21 protein-coding genes are annotated in these 18537 nt (G+C 37.7%); 3 read left to right on the top strand and 18 right to left on the bottom strand.

Annotated features, from left to right (window positions below; all coding sequences use genetic code 11):
• Positions 1 to 8: 8 nt before the first annotated feature.
• The 12 genes from IGK70_RS00370 to IGK70_RS00315 all read right to left on the bottom strand — a co-directional run bounded on the left by IGK70_RS00370 (position 9) and on the right by IGK70_RS00315 (position 7842).
• On the bottom strand, positions 9 to 1244 hold the full coding sequence (locus IGK70_RS00370) for an MFS transporter (RefSeq protein ID WP_002356101.1): 1236 nt from the start codon (positions 1242 to 1244) through the stop codon (positions 9 to 11).
• A gap of 296 nt (positions 1245 to 1540) precedes the next feature.
• On the bottom strand, positions 1541 to 1801 hold the full coding sequence (locus IGK70_RS00365) for a hypothetical protein (protein ID WP_224798851.1): 261 nt from the start codon (positions 1799 to 1801) through the stop codon (positions 1541 to 1543).
• 15 nt (positions 1802 to 1816) lie between these two features.
• Positions 1817 to 2122 carry a hypothetical protein gene (locus IGK70_RS00360; protein ID WP_104855933.1) on the bottom strand — a complete coding sequence of 102 codons (306 nt, stop codon included), beginning with the start codon at positions 2120 to 2122 and terminating at the stop codon, positions 1817 to 1819.
• Positions 2119 to 3516, bottom strand: coding sequence for a DUF2974 domain-containing protein (locus IGK70_RS00355; RefSeq protein ID WP_104855934.1), 1398 nt, complete (start codon positions 3514 to 3516; stop codon positions 2119 to 2121). Before IGK70_RS00355 ends, IGK70_RS00360 begins: the two co-directional genes overlap by 4 nt.
• Positions 3516 to 4031 (bottom strand): hypothetical protein, encoded by a 516-nt coding sequence (locus tag IGK70_RS00350; RefSeq protein ID WP_033594356.1) that lies wholly within the window; start codon positions 4029 to 4031, stop codon positions 3516 to 3518. Before IGK70_RS00350 ends, IGK70_RS00355 begins: the two co-directional genes overlap by 1 nt.
• A 39-nt stretch (positions 4032 to 4070) precedes the next feature.
• Positions 4071 to 4586, bottom strand: a complete 516-nt coding sequence (locus tag IGK70_RS00345) for a hypothetical protein (protein WP_104855935.1) — start codon at positions 4584 to 4586, stop codon at positions 4071 to 4073.
• A gap of 163 nt (positions 4587 to 4749) precedes the next feature.
• Positions 4750 to 4992, bottom strand: coding sequence for a GlsB/YeaQ/YmgE family stress response membrane protein (locus tag IGK70_RS00340; protein WP_002356092.1), 243 nt, complete (start codon positions 4990 to 4992; stop codon positions 4750 to 4752).
• Between the two features lie 23 nt (positions 4993 to 5015).
• On the bottom strand, positions 5016 to 5576 hold the full coding sequence (locus IGK70_RS00335; protein ID WP_002356090.1) for an Asp23/Gls24 family envelope stress response protein: 561 nt from the start codon (positions 5574 to 5576) through the stop codon (positions 5016 to 5018).
• A gap of 58 nt (positions 5577 to 5634) precedes the next feature.
• Positions 5635 to 6147 carry an Asp23/Gls24 family envelope stress response protein gene (locus IGK70_RS00330; RefSeq protein ID WP_002383483.1) on the bottom strand — a complete coding sequence of 171 codons (513 nt, stop codon included), beginning with the start codon at positions 6145 to 6147 and terminating at the stop codon, positions 5635 to 5637.
• A gap of 12 nt (positions 6148 to 6159) precedes the next feature.
• Positions 6160 to 6351, bottom strand: coding sequence for a DUF2273 domain-containing protein (locus IGK70_RS00325; protein ID WP_002356087.1), 192 nt, complete (start codon positions 6349 to 6351; stop codon positions 6160 to 6162).
• A 12-nt stretch (positions 6352 to 6363) separates the two neighbouring features.
• Positions 6364 to 6936 carry an alkaline shock response membrane anchor protein AmaP gene (amaP, locus tag IGK70_RS00320; protein ID WP_002381343.1) on the bottom strand — a complete coding sequence of 191 codons (573 nt, stop codon included), beginning with the start codon at positions 6934 to 6936 and terminating at the stop codon, positions 6364 to 6366.
• Between the two features lie 12 nt (positions 6937 to 6948).
• On the bottom strand, positions 6949 to 7842 hold the full coding sequence (locus IGK70_RS00315; RefSeq protein WP_002367586.1) for an SDR family oxidoreductase: 894 nt from the start codon (positions 7840 to 7842) through the stop codon (positions 6949 to 6951).
• Between the two features lie 273 nt (positions 7843 to 8115).
• On the opposite strand from IGK70_RS00315, the gene IGK70_RS00310 reads away from it, so the two are divergent.
• Positions 8116 to 8769 (top strand): Crp/Fnr family transcriptional regulator, encoded by a 654-nt coding sequence (locus IGK70_RS00310; RefSeq protein WP_002356081.1) that lies wholly within the window; start codon positions 8116 to 8118, stop codon positions 8767 to 8769.
• A 41-nt stretch (positions 8770 to 8810) separates the two neighbouring features.
• On the opposite strand, the gene IGK70_RS00305 is transcribed toward IGK70_RS00310, so the two are convergent.
• From IGK70_RS00305 to ruvA, 5 genes are all read right to left on the bottom strand, one after another.
• Entirely contained in the window at positions 8811 to 9728 is a 918-nt protein-coding gene (locus tag IGK70_RS00305; protein WP_104855936.1) for a helix-turn-helix domain-containing protein, read from the bottom strand.
• Between the two features lie 545 nt (positions 9729 to 10273).
• Positions 10274 to 12613, bottom strand: a complete 2340-nt coding sequence (gene ygjK, locus IGK70_RS00300) for an alpha-glucosidase (RefSeq protein WP_104855937.1) — start codon at positions 12611 to 12613, stop codon at positions 10274 to 10276.
• Between the two features lie 177 nt (positions 12614 to 12790).
• Entirely contained in the window at positions 12791 to 13489 is a 699-nt protein-coding gene (locus tag IGK70_RS00295; RefSeq protein ID WP_002370615.1) for an N-acetylmannosamine-6-phosphate 2-epimerase, read from the bottom strand.
• A gap of 141 nt (positions 13490 to 13630) precedes the next feature.
• Positions 13631 to 14647 (bottom strand): Holliday junction branch migration DNA helicase RuvB, encoded by a 1017-nt coding sequence (gene ruvB / locus IGK70_RS00290; RefSeq protein ID WP_104855938.1) that lies wholly within the window; start codon positions 14645 to 14647, stop codon positions 13631 to 13633.
• Between the two features lie 12 nt (positions 14648 to 14659).
• Positions 14660 to 15274, bottom strand: coding sequence for a Holliday junction branch migration protein RuvA (ruvA, locus tag IGK70_RS00285; protein ID WP_002361491.1), 615 nt, complete (start codon positions 15272 to 15274; stop codon positions 14660 to 14662).
• A 218-nt stretch (positions 15275 to 15492) separates the two neighbouring features.
• On the opposite strand from ruvA, the gene IGK70_RS00280 reads away from it, so the two are divergent.
• Both IGK70_RS00280 and IGK70_RS00275 read left to right on the top strand, forming a co-directional pair.
• Positions 15493 to 16479: an LLM class flavin-dependent oxidoreductase gene (locus IGK70_RS00280; RefSeq protein ID WP_220421767.1), complete on the top strand. Its 987-nt coding sequence runs from the start codon at positions 15493 to 15495 to the stop codon at positions 16477 to 16479.
• A 14-nt stretch (positions 16480 to 16493) separates the two neighbouring features.
• A complete protein-coding gene (locus IGK70_RS00275) occupies positions 16494 to 16718 on the top strand; it encodes a DUF896 domain-containing protein (protein WP_002356070.1) in 225 nt (74 codons plus the stop codon).
• A gap of 46 nt (positions 16719 to 16764) precedes the next feature.
• Here IGK70_RS00275 and IGK70_RS00270 read toward each other — a convergent pair whose 3' ends face one another.
• Positions 16765 to 18444 carry a peptide ABC transporter substrate-binding protein gene (locus IGK70_RS00270; RefSeq protein WP_104855940.1) on the bottom strand — a complete coding sequence of 560 codons (1680 nt, stop codon included), beginning with the start codon at positions 18442 to 18444 and terminating at the stop codon, positions 16765 to 16767.
• Positions 18445 to 18537 lie beyond the last annotated feature (93 nt).

Here is an 18537-nt window from a genome sequence, read left to right as displayed (position 1 = left end):
TTGTCCATTTATAGTTCTGAGCCGTGTTCAATCTCTTCAATCGTTTCAAGAGACAAATCTTTGGCATCATTTTTAGCTTTGTGGAAGACCATATATAAAATGGTACAAACGATTGGGATACAGCCTGCTAAGAAGTACATTTGTTGGAATGACATAAAGTTACGTAATTCACCTAAAACGTACGGACCAACCCCTAATCCAAGGTCTAAACCGATGAAATATGTCGATAAAGCAATCCCGATACGGTGAGGACTTGGGCTTTCTTGAAGACAAACCGCTTGGCCATTTGACATGAAGGTACCATAACCTAAGCCAATTAACCCACCTGAAACTAATAACATCCAACCAGACGTAGTCATACTTAATAAGAACAAGCCTAGTGTTAAGAAAATGTAGCTCGGATACATGACGTAGCGTTCCCCTTTGACATCGAAAATCCGACCTGTCGATGGACGTGTTAAGGTAATCACGACTGCATAGACGATAAAGAAGAAGGTGCTGACGTCAACTAAATCGATTACTTTGACATAAGAAGATAAGAAAGATAAGACACTTGAATAAGCAAGACCCATTAAAAAGGCGATAAATGTAATAAATAAAACTTTCTTTTCAACAAAACTATCAAAATTCCATTTAGATAAAGCTTCACGATGTTCAGGTGTTAACTCAATATTTTTCACTGGGAAAATGAAGCAAGCAATGGTTGTTAACAAAATTAAAATAATTGAAAAGTTAATAATGACATGGAAGTTGGAAACATTTAACAATAACATCCCAATAAATGGCCCAATGCCGGCTGCTAAACTAGTACTCAACCCATAATAATTGATCCCTTCCCCTTTTTTATTTTTAGGGATATAGGCGGTAACAATTGCGTTGGTCGCTGTCGAAACGGTTCCGTAACCAAACCCATTTAAAAAACGGACCAGATAAAGAATGCCCATACTTGGCATATACATATACGCAACAGTCGTTAAAAGATAAAACAAAGCCCCATAACGTAAGACTTGTTTGCGCCCAATCAGTTCAAGGAGTTTCCCCATGAAAAGTCGTGCAAGCAATGTCCCGATGATGTAAATTCCTGAGGCCAGACCCGCTTGACCTAAAGTAGCATGTAAGCTATCTTGCGCAATCACCGCAATAATAACCATTAATAAATAATAAACAAGATAGACAATGAAATTAATCACTGTAATACTGATAAAGCCTTTATTCAAAAGCTTTGTTGGTGTTTGTTCTGTCATAATTCTTTGAATTCCTCTCTCTTTTGTTCTGTTTATTTTGTGTTGCTATTTTTCAATAAAAGACCGCTATCCCCTCACTTTGATGACTTATCAAAAAATTTTCTGAAATTCGTTTGCAGTTATTACTATACGAGATATCCGTTACAAAAAAATGTAAATTTGTGAATGATAAACGTTATCTACAAATAACTTCAACAAATGTTGTTGATTTTTGTTGAAGAAAGAGTCCTCAACTATTCTCAAAATATCGAATGGTTGAGGACTCTTTCTTTTAATTAAAAATAAGTTCACATCTATTACAAACTGTCTATAGTTTGACTCTGTATGTCTAAGACATCGGTTACTTTTTGGCCAAATTGTCCTTGGATCGACTTTTCTAAGCCAGTATTTGCATTTTCTATTAAGCGTTTGGCTTGTGCTAAAGCACTTTTTCCCCTTCGCTTGCTTTTCTGTACTTTTTTACTCTGTTGTTGTAACAGCGATAAACCGAGAGACTGCGCTGTTACTTTTTGCAGATTCTTTTGGTATTCTTTCCATAATTTCTCCAATAACTCCATGAACATCCTCCTTCGTTAACTTTCCCGCTGTGCATTTAATTTTCTATACGTTATTTCTAACTCTTCCCTCTGACGGTAAAGTTTTCTCTTAGCATGACTTACTTCTTCTGAAAAGTCATATTCTAATCGGACAAGCGCTTGTCTCGCTTGTTGTAGTGGTTGCTGATTTTCGGCAATCATTCGAATAGCAAACTGAATGTTATAATAGGTTTCTTCAGCGAGTTGTTGGCTTTTTCTCTGATAAGAAGCTAAGAGCATTTCTTGCTCATCTAACTCCCGCAATTGTCTGCGGCATCTTTCTAGCTCATCGGCTGTCGTCATGTTAAGGCTCCTTTCAGTTGGTTCGCTAATTCTTGATCTCTCTGAACCAATTCATTTATTTTAGCGGTAATTTGTTGGGTTAATTGAACAAATGAAGTTCTAATACGATTGATTTTGCTGAATTTTTGCTGGAAATATTCCAGATCTTGGTCAACCATCGTTTGTTTCGTACATTGGACTTGATCCATCGCCTCTCTCATTTCTGCATACGAAAGTTCTGGTGTATGTCGTTGAATGAGTTGCAATCCGTTTTCCCAATCTTCTTGTAATTCTTGCATCACTTTTTTGTAAATATGTAGGCACTCTTCCATCGCTACATCAAATTGTGATGCGGCGACTTTAACAACCGCTAAGGCTTGACTATCTTCTAAATAAATCCGTTCATTACTAGATAATCCGCCACCGCTCGCCGTTAAAGAAACACGTAATTCATTCAACTGATTAAATTGTTTCAGTTGTTCTTGAAGCCATTTGTTTTCTTTTTTTAAACGGTTGATTTCTACCAATGTCTCAGGATTCGTGCCGTCGTAAGTCTCCAACCCACGGATTCTATTTTTATTTTCTAAAATCTGCTGCGCCAGGATGGTTTGCTCGATTGCAACGCCACCATGCCCATCTGAATATACAGCAATGTCGCCCCATTTATCAATATAATTTCCGTCATCATCAGTTTTAAACATATCCAAATCATGGCCGAACGTCTTTTTAACCCAGCCGACAATTACGCCACTATAATTATCAACTCCAAAACTATAAAAAGGAATTTTCCCTTGTCCACCTGTTACAAAACTGCTGGTGACCGCATCTGAAGTATCATAGAAATTAATAATTTGACCTTTGTAGTTTTTAATTTGTTCGTCTGTCAATCCTGAACCAGCCGCACCATACGTGATGGCATTGTAGCCTTTCAAAACCGCAACGTAAATTGCTTCGGCACCACCAAGAGAATGGCCTGTCGTGTTAATTGTATAGCCAGCTCCAGGAGAATATTGGCGCTCAATCTGACTGGCATATGTTAAAGCAGATTGGAACGCTCCAGCTTGGTGTTTGTCATTAAAACCAATTTCTCGAAAATTGGTTTTCCAATCTTGCCATGATTTGGTACCAGCGTAGACAATGGTGAGATTTTGGTTGATTACGGATTGGGGATAGCCTGGTACATTTTTTAAATCAACCTCTTCTTTACCCTTGTATTCATCTTTGAGTTCTGCTACTGTCATGGCTTGCATGCTGTTACTTCTTGGTTCATGTTCGTATCCGAGGGTATCTTTATCAGTATCGATGGTATTGATTACAAGGTACTTCGCCCCTTTGTATTTAATAACATCTCCTGAATTTGTTGTTTCTTTCTGCACTCCATATACTGTTTCAGAAAATTTCCGATAGTTATCCATTACTTTATCCCTCCTTCATAATACATAATTTTATTCTTGGACATTGTTACAGAAGTTGGCTGTTCTTTTTCTTCTAAAACATAATTATTTCTCGTATTTCCTGGATCCAAACTATAGCGAAATTTTCCTGTTTCTGCTGAGATAGTACTTAATGTTGTATTATCTTCATACACATCGTTAATAATAAATTCGACCTCTAAACCTTTCATTGGTCCTATTGAAAAACTTGTAAATTCTATTTTGGTAATGTCGGAGTATTCTCTTAACGCACTTAATTTATTAAAATACTCCTCTTCTGAAATACTTCCTTTTCCCTTATTAAACTCTTGATAAATCTCTTCGACTTTTTTTTGATTTCTCGTATAAATCCGATAGTTATTATACAAATAGTTCGCTAAGTCTGTTTGGATTTCGTGTAGTTTTGCTTTTTCTTGTTCGTCCATGTACCATTTCCCTCCAATTCCTATGATTAAAATAATGAGTAATCCGATTAACCATTGCTTCCTATGTTTCACTGATTCACCTCCTTGTTCTTTATGTACGATAGTTATCCATTACTTTATCCCTCCTTCATAATACACAATTTTATTCTTGGGCATTGTTACAGAAGTTGGCTGTTCTTTTTCTTCTAAAACATAATTATTTCTCGTATTTCCTGGATCCAAACTATAGCGAAATTTTCCTGTTTCTGCTGAGATAGTACTTAATGTTGTATTATCTTCATACACATCGTTAATAATAAATTCGACCTCTAAACCTTTCATTGGCCCTACTGCAAAACTGGTAAATTCTACTTTTTTAATATCGCTGTATTCTTTTAATTCATCTGATTTTTTTAGAAATTCTTCCGTAGTTAAACTACCTTCCCCTCTGTTGTATTCCTTATTTAGCTGTTCATCCTTTGCTTCATCTACTGTGTAAAGCCGGTAGTTATTATACAAATAGTTTGCTAAATCTGTTTGGATTTCGTGTAGTTTCGCTTTTTCTTGTTCGTCCATATACCATTTTCCTCCAATTCCTATGATTAAAATAATGAGTAGTCCGATTAACCATTGTTTCCTATGTTTCACTGATGCACCTCCTTTTGCCACGCAACGACTTTTTAATTAAATTTTAACAAAACCACCTATCAATGGAAAGTTATATTTAATCTAATTCTAATAAACCGAATGATATTAAAGAATATAAAAAAAGAGTTTGGACAATCGCCCAAACTCTTCTGAAAAATATTCTCTATTTTCGTCCTAAAATCCATGAAACGATGGCAACTAAAATCACTGCCCCGATAATCGATGGCACAATAGCCATCCCAGCTAAGCTTGGTCCCCATGTGCCTAAAATGGCTTGACCAATTGTTGAACCAACTAACCCTGCAATGATATTGGCAATAATGCCCATCGATGATCCTTTTTTAGTAATTGCTCCAGCGATTGCCCCAATGACACCACCGACAATTAATGCCCAAATAAAGCCCATGATTGTTTCCTCCCTTTAACTGTTTATTCTACACGTGGTTCCATATTTTCTTTGACTTGTTCTGTCCCTTTATTCACAGCTTTTTTTGCTTTTTCTGTTTGTTCAGAAGCAAATTCACCGGTACTTTTGGCAGCGCCTGTGACTTTATCTTGAACCGTTTCGCTATCTTCTTCGTATTCTTCTTTTGATTTGATATCAACTACGTTAACATTCACTTCAATCACATCTAAGTGGGTCATTTTTTTCACTTCACGGCTGATTAATTCTTTCATTTTTTCGTAAATGTCTTGAATATCTTTGCCGTATTCTACCACGATATCCATATCAACAGCGACTTGTTTTTTACCAACTTCGGTATCAATACCAGCTGTGACGTTATCTGTGTTTACTAATTTTTCAGCAATATTTGAGAAAAAGCCGCCATCGACTGTTAATAGACCATCGACATTTTCTAAGGCTAAACCGATAATTTTTTGAACGACTTTATCTTCAAATGTTAATTCACCTTTGATTGCATGATCTTCTGGTGTGTGTGGGCCGTTTCCTGCTGGTTTTGGTACATTATTGAATTTTTCGTTACTCATGGTTCATTCCTCCTAGTTTCTTCTATTATTGCTTTATTTTTAATAAAATAATAACCAATTATTGAACACGAGGTGCCGTGTTTTCTTTGACTTTTGTCTTGCCTTTAGTTACCGCATGTTTGGCTTTGTTGGTTTGTTTTGACATAAAACTACCTGTCGCTTCAGCGGCGTTGCCAAGTTTATCTTGGACCGTTTCACTTTCTTCTTGGTACTCTGCTTGTGTTTTGATATCTACTACGTTGACATTGACTTCGATTACTTCCAAGTGAGTCATTTGTTGGACTTCACGAGTAATAACCTCTTTCATTTGATCATAAATGGTCTCGATATCTTTCCCATATTCGGCTACAATGTCCATATCCACTGCGACTTGTTTTTTGCCGACCTCGGTGTGAATGCCTGTTGTAACATCTTCACTGTTAATCATTTTATCTCGTAAATTCGAGAAAAAACCACCGTCCACAGTTAACAAACCGTCGACTTCTTCCAAAGCAATGCCAATAATTTTTTGGATTACTTTATCCTCAAACGTCAACTCACCTTTAACAATCGATACATTTGCATTTTCCATAGCCAAAACCTCCTATTTATGATGAAAATAATTTTTGACAATGCCTGTCTGTTCCAAATACAAACCTAGCCAAATACCTAGTCCTGTCAGGAGTACCACTAACAATGTTTTAAAGAAGCCGATTGACAGAAACAAGATTGCAAAAACCAAACCGACTAGGCCACCAATTAACGGAACGGCATATTGTTTTATCCATTCAACCATTGTACATCCCTCCTACTCCACACGTGCTTGTGTTTGCTGTTGTTGTGGTCGTTTCATTGATTGAATATCTTCAAAATGAACATCAATCGTAATCTTGTGACCAGTTCCCACCAAACGAGCAAGCCGTTCTTCCATTGTTTTTGACCAAGCTTCTGTTTGTCCAATTAAATCCGCCGTTCGTTTCAGTGTGCCTTTGACATTGACCTTAATGCGCCGTTTTGTCGCCTTTACACGAATGGTTGGTGCTTCCAGAAAGTCACTGTCTTGCAAGCTAGAGCGTACAAATCCTTCGATGGCTTTACGGTGTAACACTAACTTTCCTTGCTCTTCTTTTAATTCAAACGTGCCTTTTCTTCTTGGGAATAAAAGAATGAATAAAAATAGAAAGAGCATAATTCCTAGTAAAACCAGCGCTACCCAAAAGATTGCTTGACGTGCGTACTCGTTGTCTTGCAAGAACCATTGGACATTATCTGGTGGTTGCCAAGCTGTATCGGCTGACCAAGTGGTAATGGCCACCGCGCCAAATAATGCCATTAAAATCAGTGAACCTAGAAGCAAAAGTATTTTAACAACTTTATTCACGGAACATCCCTCCTAAAGATTAATTGCTTCTCCACCAGTTACGCCATAAACTTGAGCCGTAACATAACTTGCATCATTGGACGCCAAGAAAACATAAACAGGGGCTAATTCAGCAGGCTGACCCGCACGTTCCAGTAAAGAATGTTGCCCAAATTCTGGCAACTCTTCAATTGGTTGTCCATGATCTAACTGTAACGGTGTCCAGATTGGTCCTGGAGCCACGCCATTTACCCGAATGCCTTTTGGTGCCAGTTGTTTTGCTAAACCAACGGTAAAGTTGGCAATTGATGCCTTCGTTGCTGCATAATCCAACAAATGCTCACTTGGATTAAAGGCTTGGACGGAAGTCGTTGTCACAATACTACTTCCGGCAGGCAAGTGAGGCACTGCTGCTTTGACAATGCCAAACATCGCAATAATATTGACATGGAAAGTGTCTATCACTTGTTCCATTGGTAATTCTTCAATAGCGGCACAGGAAATCTGTTGGGCAGCATTTAAAACAAGGGTATCCAAGCCGCCTAATGCTTCACGAGCTTGTGCAACCAATTCTTCAGGTGCCTGTTTATCTCTTAAATCTGCTGGCAAAAGAAAGACTTTTCGGCCAGCTTCTCGTATATAGTGCGCCACTTCTTCGGCGTCTTTTTCTTCACCTGGGAAAAAATGTAAGGCAATATCTGCACCTTCGCGAGCAAAAGCAATCGCCGCCGCTCGTCCAATCCCAGAATCACCGCCTGTAATTAATACCCGACGATTTTCTAATTTGTGATTTCCGACATAGCTGTCTTCCCCACAATCTGGTTTAGGAACCATTTTGTCCTGTAATGCAGGAGTTTCTTGATCTTGTTGCGGAAATCCATCACTATAAAATAACTTTCTTGGGTCTTTTAAGTTTGGTTCTGTCATGAAATCTCCTCCCTTTCTACTATTACCTTAATACAATTTTTTCTTTTTGAAAAATATTTGAGCACATAAAATAAAAAAAATATTTTTAATACTCATTAAGCGAAATTTTTGGCAAAATTATCTAAAAGCTGATTTTATTTTTCAAAATAGCGTTTAATTGACCTTTTTTATCAACATTTGTTATTGACATATGATGTCCAATTCGCTTAAATAAGAAGGAAGCCCAACAGGCAAAAACAAAAATATTTAGAGATAATTGAGGAGTTACCGCCAATGAGAAATGTTTTACAAGACTACTTAGATGAACATTCCTTTCGAGTCGTTGTAAAAAAGAAGAAAAATTATTTAACTTATGAAGGACTGCAAGATCGTTATGCCTATATTTTAAAAAGTGGCATCATCAAAACTAGCGTTATTTCCAAAGACGGTCGTGAATTTAATTTACGTTATATCAACAATTTGGAAATTGTTTCATTGCTACGTGATGAATATTCAGAGTTTATTGATGCACCTTTTAATATTCGCATCGAATCTCCACAAGCAGAACTTTACCAAATCGACCGTGTTCAATTTTGGCGGGATATCAATAATAGTAAAGACTTGCAAATGTATGTCAAAGAATACTATCGGGACCGTTTAATGCATTCCATGAAAAAGATGCAGCAAATGTTGATGAATGGCAAATTTGGGGCCGTTTGTACACAAATCTATGAAATGTACGATTCATTTGGCGTAGAAACAGAGGAAGGTATTTTAATTGATTTCGTGGTGACCAATGAAGAAATTGCGCATTTTTGTGGGATAACTTCTGCTAGTAGCGTTAACCGGATGATGCAGCAACTAAAAGAGTTAGGGGCAATTGAACTACGTAACCGCAAAATTTTGATTAAAGATTTAGATATGATTAGAGATAACATTATTGTTTAACATCAGCACCCCCGCAAGTTTGACCTTGCGGGGGGTGCTTTTTATTTTTCAGTGACAATATTCACAGGAAATTGTCCATAATCTAAATTAAATGTCCGACCAGCCGTCAGCTGAAGCATTTCTTTTTTCATGCCTTCCGCCAAACGTGCATCCCCAAAACTTTCAATCATATCAATAACGGTGATTACTTCTTTATAATATCTCATTTTGCCAGTGTACAGATAATACGTAAGATTTTTTAAATAACGTAAGTTAAAATGAATATAGTAGATTTCGGCAGGAATCGTGGTAACACTCATTAGCGCTAAATACTCCCGAGCTTTCGCATAATTTTTCTTATAAAGTTCCCCAGTAATGATATTTAGGTAAAAACCATAGGCAACATTTAGTGTTTGGGTATCACGTAATTCAGCATCTTTGACAGGAAACATCTGCTCAAGAATCTGAAGGACTTCGTTTTCAGAAAATAACGCCCCTGTATTAGTCACCATTTGATAATCGTAATATGTATAGTAGCTTTTGCTAGAGATAAGTGCGAGAATTGCCATTCGATCAGTTTCATCAAATTCTGGAATTTCCTCCCAATCATTACTGAAAGTTAGCTTAATATCTGTATAAATAGACATCTCTACTGCGTTTTTGTGGGGATTGCGCTCTAATTGATAAAAGTAATGAATCAGGTTCTTTTTTTCACTTGTATTGTTCACTCCCATTTGACAACATTCAATTTGATGCATAATTTTAGATGAAGCCGTACTTCTTGTTTCAGAGACCATATGAAAAAATTCATTAAAGGTAATCCCTAGTGACTGTAATGCTGTCATTAAATCCTCGTAACTTAGCTTGGCTTCACCAATTTCGATTCTTCGATAGGTTTGTTTCCCTTTTTTTGGTAAAACATCTTTCTGAGCAATTTTTTTCTTTTTTCTAAAATACTTTAATGCCTCTAACACATCCATAATATGCTCCTTTCTATTAATAAGTTAATATTAAGTATTATTTTTTTATTAACTAAAATATAATATTTTATAAAAAATTATTTTTACGAACTTTAATATTACCAAATAATCAAATAATATATTTGTTTAAATTATTTTTTTGCACATTATAATTGTTAGACGTCAACAAATTTAAAAAAACTTTTCTAATTCGTTCTTGAAGAAACTAAGATATCTGTCTTATAATGAAATTCAATATAACTTAGAGCAGGAGGTGTCGCAATGTTTGGTTTCAATATTAGTTTATTTCTTATTACTCGGTTCCGTTAAACCCACTCTTCACTAATCATTGTACAATCAATTCCATCGAATATCTATTTCATTTTTATTAAATAACATTTTTAATAAAAGTACATATATTTTTATTTTTAGATATTTTCTTTAATTAAATGAAATATATTTATTAAAACAAATAAATTACATTCAATTAAATTCAGAAGGAAACAGATTGTAGCAAGTGAAGAAAAAAACAGCTCTTGAGTGATATTTCCTCAAGAGCTGTTTTTCTATTTTATCTCAAAAGCGGTTTGCGTTGTAGGGTTATTACTTAATAAGGTGTTTTTATACAGTAAATAGTACGCTGCTGCTGACCAACTAAAGTTTTTCGTACTTAAGCCCTTCCCTGTCAGTGGATCATAATTTTCATGAATAGGGCCTTCTCCCATCAATCCTTCGGCATGCAAGAAGAGTTTTTGTGTCATTTCTTTTGCTTCTTTTGTATAGTCATAGTTCTGAAGAGCTTCTACACCAAACAAGGCTTGATCAAGCCAAACTGGTCCCCGCCAATATTTCGTTGCAGCAAATTTTTCATTGTCTTTGGATGCCGTTGGGAATGGCATAAAGGTATTAAACATTTCTTGATTCATCATGTTTTTCTTAACTGCCGCCGCCTGTTCTTTGGTCGCTACTTTTGCCCAGAGCGGCAACCAGCCTTCTGTTCCTTTGCCACGATTGACTAACAATTTTGTTTTCGAGCCGTCTTCATTTATTTGTAAGTCATAGAAGAAGCCCGTTTTTTCATCAAACATATTTTCTTGAATATATTTTTTTAGTTTCTTCGCTTCTTTTTGATAGTTCTTATAGTCCTCTTTTTTGCCTAGTTCTTCTGCTATCGAAGCTAAATAGCCCTTTTCAGCGTAGAGATACGCATTCAAATCCACTGATTCTTGATTAATCGAATACCCCACTACTTTTCCTTTATTTTTATTTTCAAAAACTTTAACTCCGTCATCGCCTTTGCCCACACCTTCTTTGTCAAACCGTGTAGCGTTATCCATACCACTTTCCCACGCGGCTGCTTCAATAACAGCATCATCGTCCACTTTAGGTTGGCCATTTTTATCTTTAATGATTTGATCCTTGTCGTCTTTTTGCCAGTGGGCATCACTGACCATGCTTCCATATTCTGCTATCCCGTTTTTATTGTGGTCTCGGTTGGTATACCACCAATTGTGATAAGCTACAAGTTTGGGGTACATTTCTTTTAAAAATTCCTTATCTTTGGTTTCTTGATAAATATGCCAAACTGCCCATGCAGCCAATGGTGGTTTAGAATTTCGTTCATTCCAGTTGCCACCTTCACCACCACGCGCACTGTCTTGATTGTAAAAGACAGCATCAATGATCGCTCCTGCATCTTGTGGACGTACGGTATCATCTTTTTGAATTTGATAATCAAACAAGGCCCGCATATTATTTTTAGCTAACTCAGGATTAAAATCAGCCGTTGCTACATCCGCTTTCCACGAATCCCAAGCCCACATACCAATAAACCATTTATAAGACATGGACGGAACAATCCCGTCATGCTTAAAGGCACCTGCCGCACTTCGCCAATTGGTATTAATCGTTTCAATCGATTTGACTAGCGCATTTTGATATTCAGGAAATTCTGCTGTTTTCTTTTGATCAAACGTTTTATCTAGATATCCTTGCCATCTTTGCTTGTTCTCTTTGAAATAGCGCGCCGCATTTTTGGTATATTCGGGTGCTTGTTGTTGTTCCTTTGCCTCTTCTTCTTTTGTAAAAGTATAGCTTTCTGTGGTATAGGTGTTATACGTTTGTTTAGGCTTCAATTCAATTGGTTCAGCGGTTGCTGTATAATTCCGATTATCAATTTTTGTTGAAACTTTATCCGCATGATGAATCGTATATTTTGTGTCTTTCGTAGCAAAATAATTCCACATTTCTCTGACTTCACCAAAATTCACTTGAATGTCATTGTCTTTAGCAGTTAAACGAGTGCCAATATCTAAGGTTTCCGTTCCCTCTTGAATTTTGTCAAAGACCGCACCTGTCCAGCTTGCTTCAAGTGACAAGGGCTCTTCACCAGTGTTTTCAAGTGTCGTTTGGATAAGCGCCGTTCGATTGCTGACAAAAATTAAAGCTAAATGAATCGTTAAATCGTCTAATTCATAGGTTTGCTCTAGGCGCCCAGGATAATAAGACAGGTCCATGCGGTTGCTTTGGCTTAAATCATAGGTTTCTCCCGTTTTTTTATTTTTGACCGTTAATTTGTTTAAACTTGCCGCCAAGTTTACTGGATATTCTTCCGCAATAATCAATGGCCCCGCAAAACCACCCAGTAGCTCTTTATTGCTTTTTTCAGGTAAATAGTAGCCATGCCATGCACCTAAATCAGAAAAATTATTAAAATAATTGGTATCGTATACGCCATTCGTCCGTTCGGTTGGTGATGCACTCACATCTAAAACATTTGCAAATTCATCAACTTTTGTTCTTTCAACACTTGCTTGCACTTCCCCGCTTAACGCAAAACAGCTGACTACGGTGATTCCTAACGCTAACCAAGTAGACACCCGTTTCTTTTTTGATAAACCCTTCATAAAACCCCTCCTATAAAATGATAGCGCTTTATACACTGATTTATTATCAGCAAGGACTATGCCAAATGGAGTGTATCCCTTTTCATTATTGAAAGATTCAGCTTTCTCTAGAAAAAAAGCGACCGTATCGAAGTGTATTGATCAAAAAATAACGAGTGTATCGATAGTGTATTTAGTTTATGCTTGATTCTGTTTTATTTTCGTAGCTTCTACAAATTTTTCAGTAATTTTTTGCGGTCGTGTAATAACAGATCCCACCACCACGCTATAAGCACCTAGCTCCAGAACACGTTGGACTTTTGCTGGCGTATCAATCATTCCTTCTGCAATGATTGGTGTAGTAAAATGCTTCTTTGCTTCTCTTAACAGTTCAAAATCATTTTGTTCAATCCGCTGATTTTCACTTTGCGGCGTATAGCCGACTAACGTTGTGCCAATATAATCAAAGCCTAACTCCGCCGCTTCAATCATCTCTTCCAGCGTGGAACAATCCGCCATCCATTCTTGGTTAGGATACTTTTCTTTTATTCTTTTGAAAAATGTGGCTAACGTTTCGCCATTTGGTCGTTTCGAATGGGTTGCATCGAGAGCGATAATTTCTGGCTGAACAGCCATTAATTCATCTACCTCACGCATAGTTGCGGTAATATATACTTCTGCGTCAGGATAATCTCGTTTAATAATCCCAATGATTGGTAAATCTACCTCTTTCCGGATTGCTCGAATGTCTACCACAGAATTTGCTCGAATGCCTTTAGCCCCTCCTTGTTTAGCGGCCAAAGCCATCTTGGACATGATAAAAGAACTATGCAACGGTTCGTCTGCCAACGCTTGGCAAGAAACAATTAATGCCCCTTTGATTTCTTTATTCAACATTGATCCCTCCAATTTAAAAGCGATTACAAACACAGTATACCTACAACAGCTGAAATATGCCACTCTCCCAAATAAGAACAAACGTTTCACGTGAAACAAAAGAAAGCAAGCGGTTAAGGCTTGCTTTCTTTTGACTTATTTTTAATTTTTATGACCCTCTAAATAATCATACCCAAAATGTGCATACGCAAATGGCGTTGCAATTCGTCCTCGTGGTGTTCGTTTAATGAAACCTTTTTGAATAAGATAGGGTTCATACATATCTTCCACCGTTTCGGTTTCTTCACCGATGTTTACAGACAAGGTACTTAAGCCAACCGGACCGCCGCCGTATAAATCAATCATTGTTTTCAACAATTTTTGATCGACATAGTCCAAGCCTTGATGGTCCACTTGCAGTAAGGTTAACGCTTTGTCTGCAATCGCTCGGTCGATTTTGCCATCTGATTGGACTTGGGCAAAATCACGGACACGTTTTAACAAACGGTTAGCAATTCGGGGGGTTCCTCTTGAGCGGCGCGCAATTTCAAAGGCACCATCCTCAAAAATCTCCGTTTGAAAAATATCCGCGGAACGGAGAACGATTTCTTTTAAATCCTGCTCTTGATAATACTCCATGTGAGAAATAATCCCAAAACGATCTCGTAATGGTGCTGAAAGCATCCCTGCCCGTGTGGTAGCGCCCACTAAAGTAAAAGGCGGTAATGGAAAATGAACGGGATGTGCCGTGGTTCCTTGACCAACCATGATATCAATGTAAAAATCTTCCATTGCGGAATACAGCATTTCTTCCACAACTCGCGGCAAACGATGAATTTCATCGATAAATAACACATCACCAGGCTCTAATTCGTTCAAAATAGCGACTAAATCTCCCGCCCGTTCGATGGCTGGTCCACTTGTGGTACGAATGTTCACATTCATTTCATTGGCGATGACCATCGCCATTGTCGTTTTCCCTAAACCTGGCGGACCATAAAGAAGGGTATGATCCAACGCTTCATTCCGATTTTTCGCCGCTTCAATATAAATCGTTAGTTCTTGTTTTACTTTGTCTTGACCAATATATTGTGCTAAAAATTGTGGACGTAACGATTTTTCAATTGAAGCTTCTGCTTCTTGACTTGCAGCTGAAAGCAACCGTTCTTCTTCTGTCATCGTTATTCCTCCTTAGCGTTTCATCATGAATTTTAACGCATTGCTTAAATAAACATCTGTCGTTGTCTCACCTAACGCTTCCAATTGCTTAGTAATACGCTTAATCTCTCGGTCACTGTAGCCTAGGGCACTTAATGCTTCTAACGCTTCTGCCAATGCTTGATTGCTTGTTGTCACTACTTCGGTGGCGGTCATGGCCGCCACCGCTGCTTCGGAAGACTCTAATTCGCCTAGTTTTCCTTTTAAATCTAAAATCATTTGTTGGGCTGTTTTCTTGCCAACACCTGGGAACTTCGTTAAATATGTAACATCTTCCCCTTCAATTGCATTGATTAAACCACCATGATCAGCCACAGAAGCCATGATAGCTAAGCCACTTTTAGGTCCTATTCCAGAGACACTGATTAATTTTAAGAACAATTGTTTTTCTTCTAAACTGCCAAAACCAAATAAAAGTTGTGCATCTTCCCGCACGACTTGGTGAAGATATAGTTTAATGTCCGTATCCATTTTTCCTGAATAGCGATACGGGTTATCGACTGAAATCTGATAGCCAATGCCATTTGTTTCAACGACAATATAGTATGGGCTAACAAACGTTACTTTTCCAATAATATATTCGTACATGTTGTCACCTTTCCAATTGCTGATTGCGTACATATGTTCCATTTTAACACAAAGCATCAAAAAGCCATAGCGGAGAATTTTTTATCATCGACCTTGGCTACATCTATTTGTTACTTTTCGCTCACTAGGGAATTAAAAAGTGCGTACTGTTTTTTTTGACATGCTTGCGTGATAATAGCGGTAGCTTCAAAAAAATAACCAAAAAGGAGACTACATACATGAAATTAAGTATCTTAGATCAATTAACGGTTCCTAAAAATCAATCAGCAAGCGACACATTACAAGAAGCCAAAGAGCTCGCTCAATTAGCGGAAAAACTTGGCTACACAAGAATTTGGTATGCCGAACATCACGGTTCAGACGCCTTTGCCAGTGCAACGCCAGAAATTTTAGTTGCACATATTGCTAGCGCCACCGAAAAAATTCGTGTTGGCGCGGGTGGCATCATGACCATGCATTATGCGCCATTTAAAGTCGCAGAAACGTTTAAAACGTTAGCAGCTTTATATCCTGATCGAATCGATTTAGGCATGGGCCGCTCGCCTGGCGGCAGCCCTTTAACTACGTTGGCGTTAAATAATGGTCAGCCACCACAGCTAGACCAATTTGATAAATTACCTGAAATTTTACTCTTTTTAAGAGAGGAATTTCCTGAAGATCATTTATATTCTAAAATTTCAGCTGTTCCGCGGGAAGTTCTATTACCACAACCTTGGTTACTAGGTGCTAGTAAAGAAAGCGCACGTTCAGCTGGTGAATATGGCATTAATTTTTCCTTTGCGCAGTTTATTCATGGACATTTGCCCAAAGAAGTATTGTCAGCATATTACAAGCATTTCCGACCAGTAACTGAACAACAAGAGCCGCAAGTGAGCGCTGCGTATTTCACTTTCGCCGCCGACATGAAAGAAGAAGCAGAATACCATGCGGCTAGTTTTGAGCATTATATCTTTGCCACCGAACATGGGCTTCCAAATAAATTTTTATCGCCAGAAGAAGCCCTAGCTTTCCCTTACAGTGAAATGGACAAGCAGGTGTTAGAACAAAATAAACAACGCTTTGTCATTGGCAGTAGCCAAGAAGTCGCAGATTTTTTCCATCAACAAGAAGAACTAGGGTTGACAGAAGCAATGCTAATCACCCCAGGTTATGACAAACAAACGCGCTTTCAATCATTTGAACGCCTAGCAAAAGAATTATTATAGAAAGGAAATGAGAAATGTTAGAGGTTTTAAAAAGAATTAATACGCTTGCACAAAAAGAGCGTGAACAAGGTTTAACATCTGAAGAACAAGCTCTTCGTGTCGATTTGCGACAAGAATATTTGCGGACCATTCGTGAACAATTCAATAAAACATTAATGGGCGTCACTATTTATGATCCTACTGGTGAAGATGTAACCCCAGAAAAATTAAAAGAAGAACAGCAGAAATATTTTGATTAAAAGAGACACAGAACAGTCGATTTGACTATTCTGTGTCTCTTTTTAACTACTCTTCTGTTATATATGTCCACTTATAATCATATTGTGCGCCAGCACCATGGGCAACGACGCCTTTCACTTCTTTACTGCGTAGATGGGCAGTTGCCTTTTGATAAAGTGGTGCTAAAGCGGTCTCTTCACCAATCAATAACTTCTCAGCCTTAACCATGTCTTCCCAACGTTTTTCAGGATCTGAAGCATCTCTTGTGGCTGAAGCCTCGATCAACTCATCGTAGGCTTTACTTGAAAAACGCCCGCGATTATAGTTATTACCAGTAACAAAAAGTTCTAAGAAACTACTTGGATCTGCGTAATCCGCAGCCCAACCACCTAAGATTGTCTCAAAATCGCCGCGACTGCCTCGATCAATTCGAACTGAAAACGGCACTGGGCTCACTGTTACATCAATGCCCTCTAAAGTATCCTTTAACGTACCTTGAATATATTCCGCTAACTTTTTCGTAGAATCGACATCATCGGCAACAATATCCATTTTGAATGTTGTTATGCCCAATTCTTTCTTCGCTTTTGCCCAATATTCTTTTGCTTTTTCTGGGCTATATTCAACAATTTTTTTATTTTCATCAGCAAAATCTTTGTCATCTGTCGGCGAATACGACATCCCTTCTGGAATTAAGCCGGTAGCGACTACTGAGCCGTCGCCTAAAATTTTATCTACTAATGCGTTGCGATCAATCGCTGCTGAAATTGCTTTGCGTAAATTCACATTATTATACGGTGAATTTTTATCTCGCTGATTAAATTCCAAATAGCTGGTTCGTGCTTCTTTTTCGATAACCAATTCTGGATCCTTCGCCATTTGCTGGGCCAATTCGCCACTTAAAATAACATCGTCTGCTTGACCATCTTGGAATAAGTTCAAGGCAGTTGGTGCCTCCTTGACAACATCAAAATTGATTTTATCTAATTTGACATTGTCTTTATCCCAATAGTTTTCATTTTTTTCCAAAGTCCAATTGGTATCTGAACCAGCCCCTTCAAAGTTAGCTAAGACAAACGGACCATTATAGACTGCTTTTTCACTGGAAGCAGCGTAATCTTTGCCATATTTCTCTACGGTTGCTTGATGTTGCGGGAAAAATAGTGGAAAGGCCAGTAAATAATCAAAATATGGTGTTGGTTTTGCCAGTTTAATTTCTAGCTCGTAATCCCCGTTTGCTTTAATGCCTAATTCAGAGACTGGTTTCTTACCAGCTACAATATCTGCGCCGTTTTCAATCATTTCTAGAAAATAAGCATACTCAGCGCCAGTCTGAGGATCTGCTGTACGTTGCCAACTAAAAACATAATCGGCAGCTGTGACAGGATCACCATTGGACCATTTTGCTTCTTCTCTTAGTTTCACTGTGTACGTCAGACCATCATCACTGACTTGCACTTTTTCTTTAGCCCCTGCTGGTTGCGGCTTGCTTTTATCATCTAAACGATAAATTCCTTCATACGCATTATTCAGTGCCGTAAAACTAATTGTATCTGTTCCTAAAGATAAATCTGCAGAAGGCATTTCTTGTTGAACTACTACTTTAAATTCTTGTTTAGCGGCGGTTTTCTCTGATCCGCCTTTTGCTTTTTCGGCGCCAGCTCCCCCATCACCACCACAAGCAGCTAAAACTAACAGCGTTGTTAAACTTAACCCGATAAGTCCTTTTATACGTTTACTTTTCATGCCTTTCTCCCTTCACAGAAAAAACTCTTCATTTTTTAATTTTTAGAATATTCTTATAATACTAAAATTAAAAACAAATGGCAAGCATTAAAA

The sequence above is a fragment of the Enterococcus sp. DIV0358 genome, assembly GCF_051713465.1.
Taxonomy (GTDB): domain Bacteria; phylum Bacillota; class Bacilli; order Lactobacillales; family Enterococcaceae; genus Enterococcus; species Enterococcus faecalis.
This window is presented reverse-complemented; position numbering and strand designations above follow the sequence as displayed.

Excerpts from the sequence above, each read along its gene's own strand:
- IGK70_RS00325 (WP_002356087.1), bottom strand. The coding sequence starts at position 6,351 with ATGGTTGAATGGATAAAACAATATGCCGTTCCGTTAATTGGTGGCCTA.
- IGK70_RS00330 (WP_002383483.1), bottom strand. The coding sequence starts at position 6,147 with ATGGAAAATGCAAATGTATCGATTGTTAAAGGTGAGTTGACGTTTGAG.
- IGK70_RS00360 (WP_104855933.1), bottom strand. The coding sequence starts at position 2,122 with ATGACGACAGCCGATGAGCTAGAAAGATGCCGCAGACAATTGCGGGAG.
- IGK70_RS00315 (WP_002367586.1), bottom strand. The coding sequence starts at position 7,842 with ATGACAGAACCAAACTTAAAAGACCCAAGAAAGTTATTTTATAGTGAT.
- IGK70_RS00275 (WP_002356070.1), top strand. The coding sequence starts at position 16,494 with ATGTTAGAGGTTTTAAAAAGAATTAATACGCTTGCACAAAAAGAGCGT.
- IGK70_RS00270 (WP_104855940.1), bottom strand. The coding sequence starts at position 18,444 with ATGAAAAGTAAACGTATAAAAGGACTTATCGGGTTAAGTTTAACAACG.
- ruvA (WP_002361491.1), bottom strand. The coding sequence starts at position 15,274 with ATGTACGAATATATTATTGGAAAAGTAACGTTTGTTAGCCCATACTAT.
- IGK70_RS00310 (WP_002356081.1), top strand. The coding sequence starts at position 8,116 with ATGAGAAATGTTTTACAAGACTACTTAGATGAACATTCCTTTCGAGTC.
- IGK70_RS00370 (WP_002356101.1), bottom strand. The coding sequence starts at position 1,244 with ATGACAGAACAAACACCAACAAAGCTTTTGAATAAAGGCTTTATCAGT.
- IGK70_RS00355 (WP_104855934.1), bottom strand. The coding sequence starts at position 3,516 with ATGGATAACTATCGGAAATTTTCTGAAACAGTATATGGAGTGCAGAAA.
- IGK70_RS00335 (WP_002356090.1), bottom strand. The coding sequence starts at position 5,576 with ATGAGTAACGAAAAATTCAATAATGTACCAAAACCAGCAGGAAACGGC.
- IGK70_RS00280 (WP_220421767.1), top strand. The coding sequence starts at position 15,493 with ATGAAATTAAGTATCTTAGATCAATTAACGGTTCCTAAAAATCAATCA.
- ruvB (WP_104855938.1), bottom strand. The coding sequence starts at position 14,647 with ATGACAGAAGAAGAACGGTTGCTTTCAGCTGCAAGTCAAGAAGCAGAA.
- IGK70_RS00295 (WP_002370615.1), bottom strand. The coding sequence starts at position 13,489 with ATGTTGAATAAAGAAATCAAAGGGGCATTAATTGTTTCTTGCCAAGCG.
- IGK70_RS00305 (WP_104855936.1), bottom strand. The coding sequence starts at position 9,728 with ATGGATGTGTTAGAGGCATTAAAGTATTTTAGAAAAAAGAAAAAAATT.
- ygjK (WP_104855937.1), bottom strand. The coding sequence starts at position 12,613 with ATGAAGGGTTTATCAAAAAAGAAACGGGTGTCTACTTGGTTAGCGTTA.
- IGK70_RS00340 (WP_002356092.1), bottom strand. The coding sequence starts at position 4,992 with ATGGGCTTTATTTGGGCATTAATTGTCGGTGGTGTCATTGGGGCAATC.
- IGK70_RS00365 (WP_224798851.1), bottom strand. The coding sequence starts at position 1,801 with ATGGAGTTATTGGAGAAATTATGGAAAGAATACCAAAAGAATCTGCAA.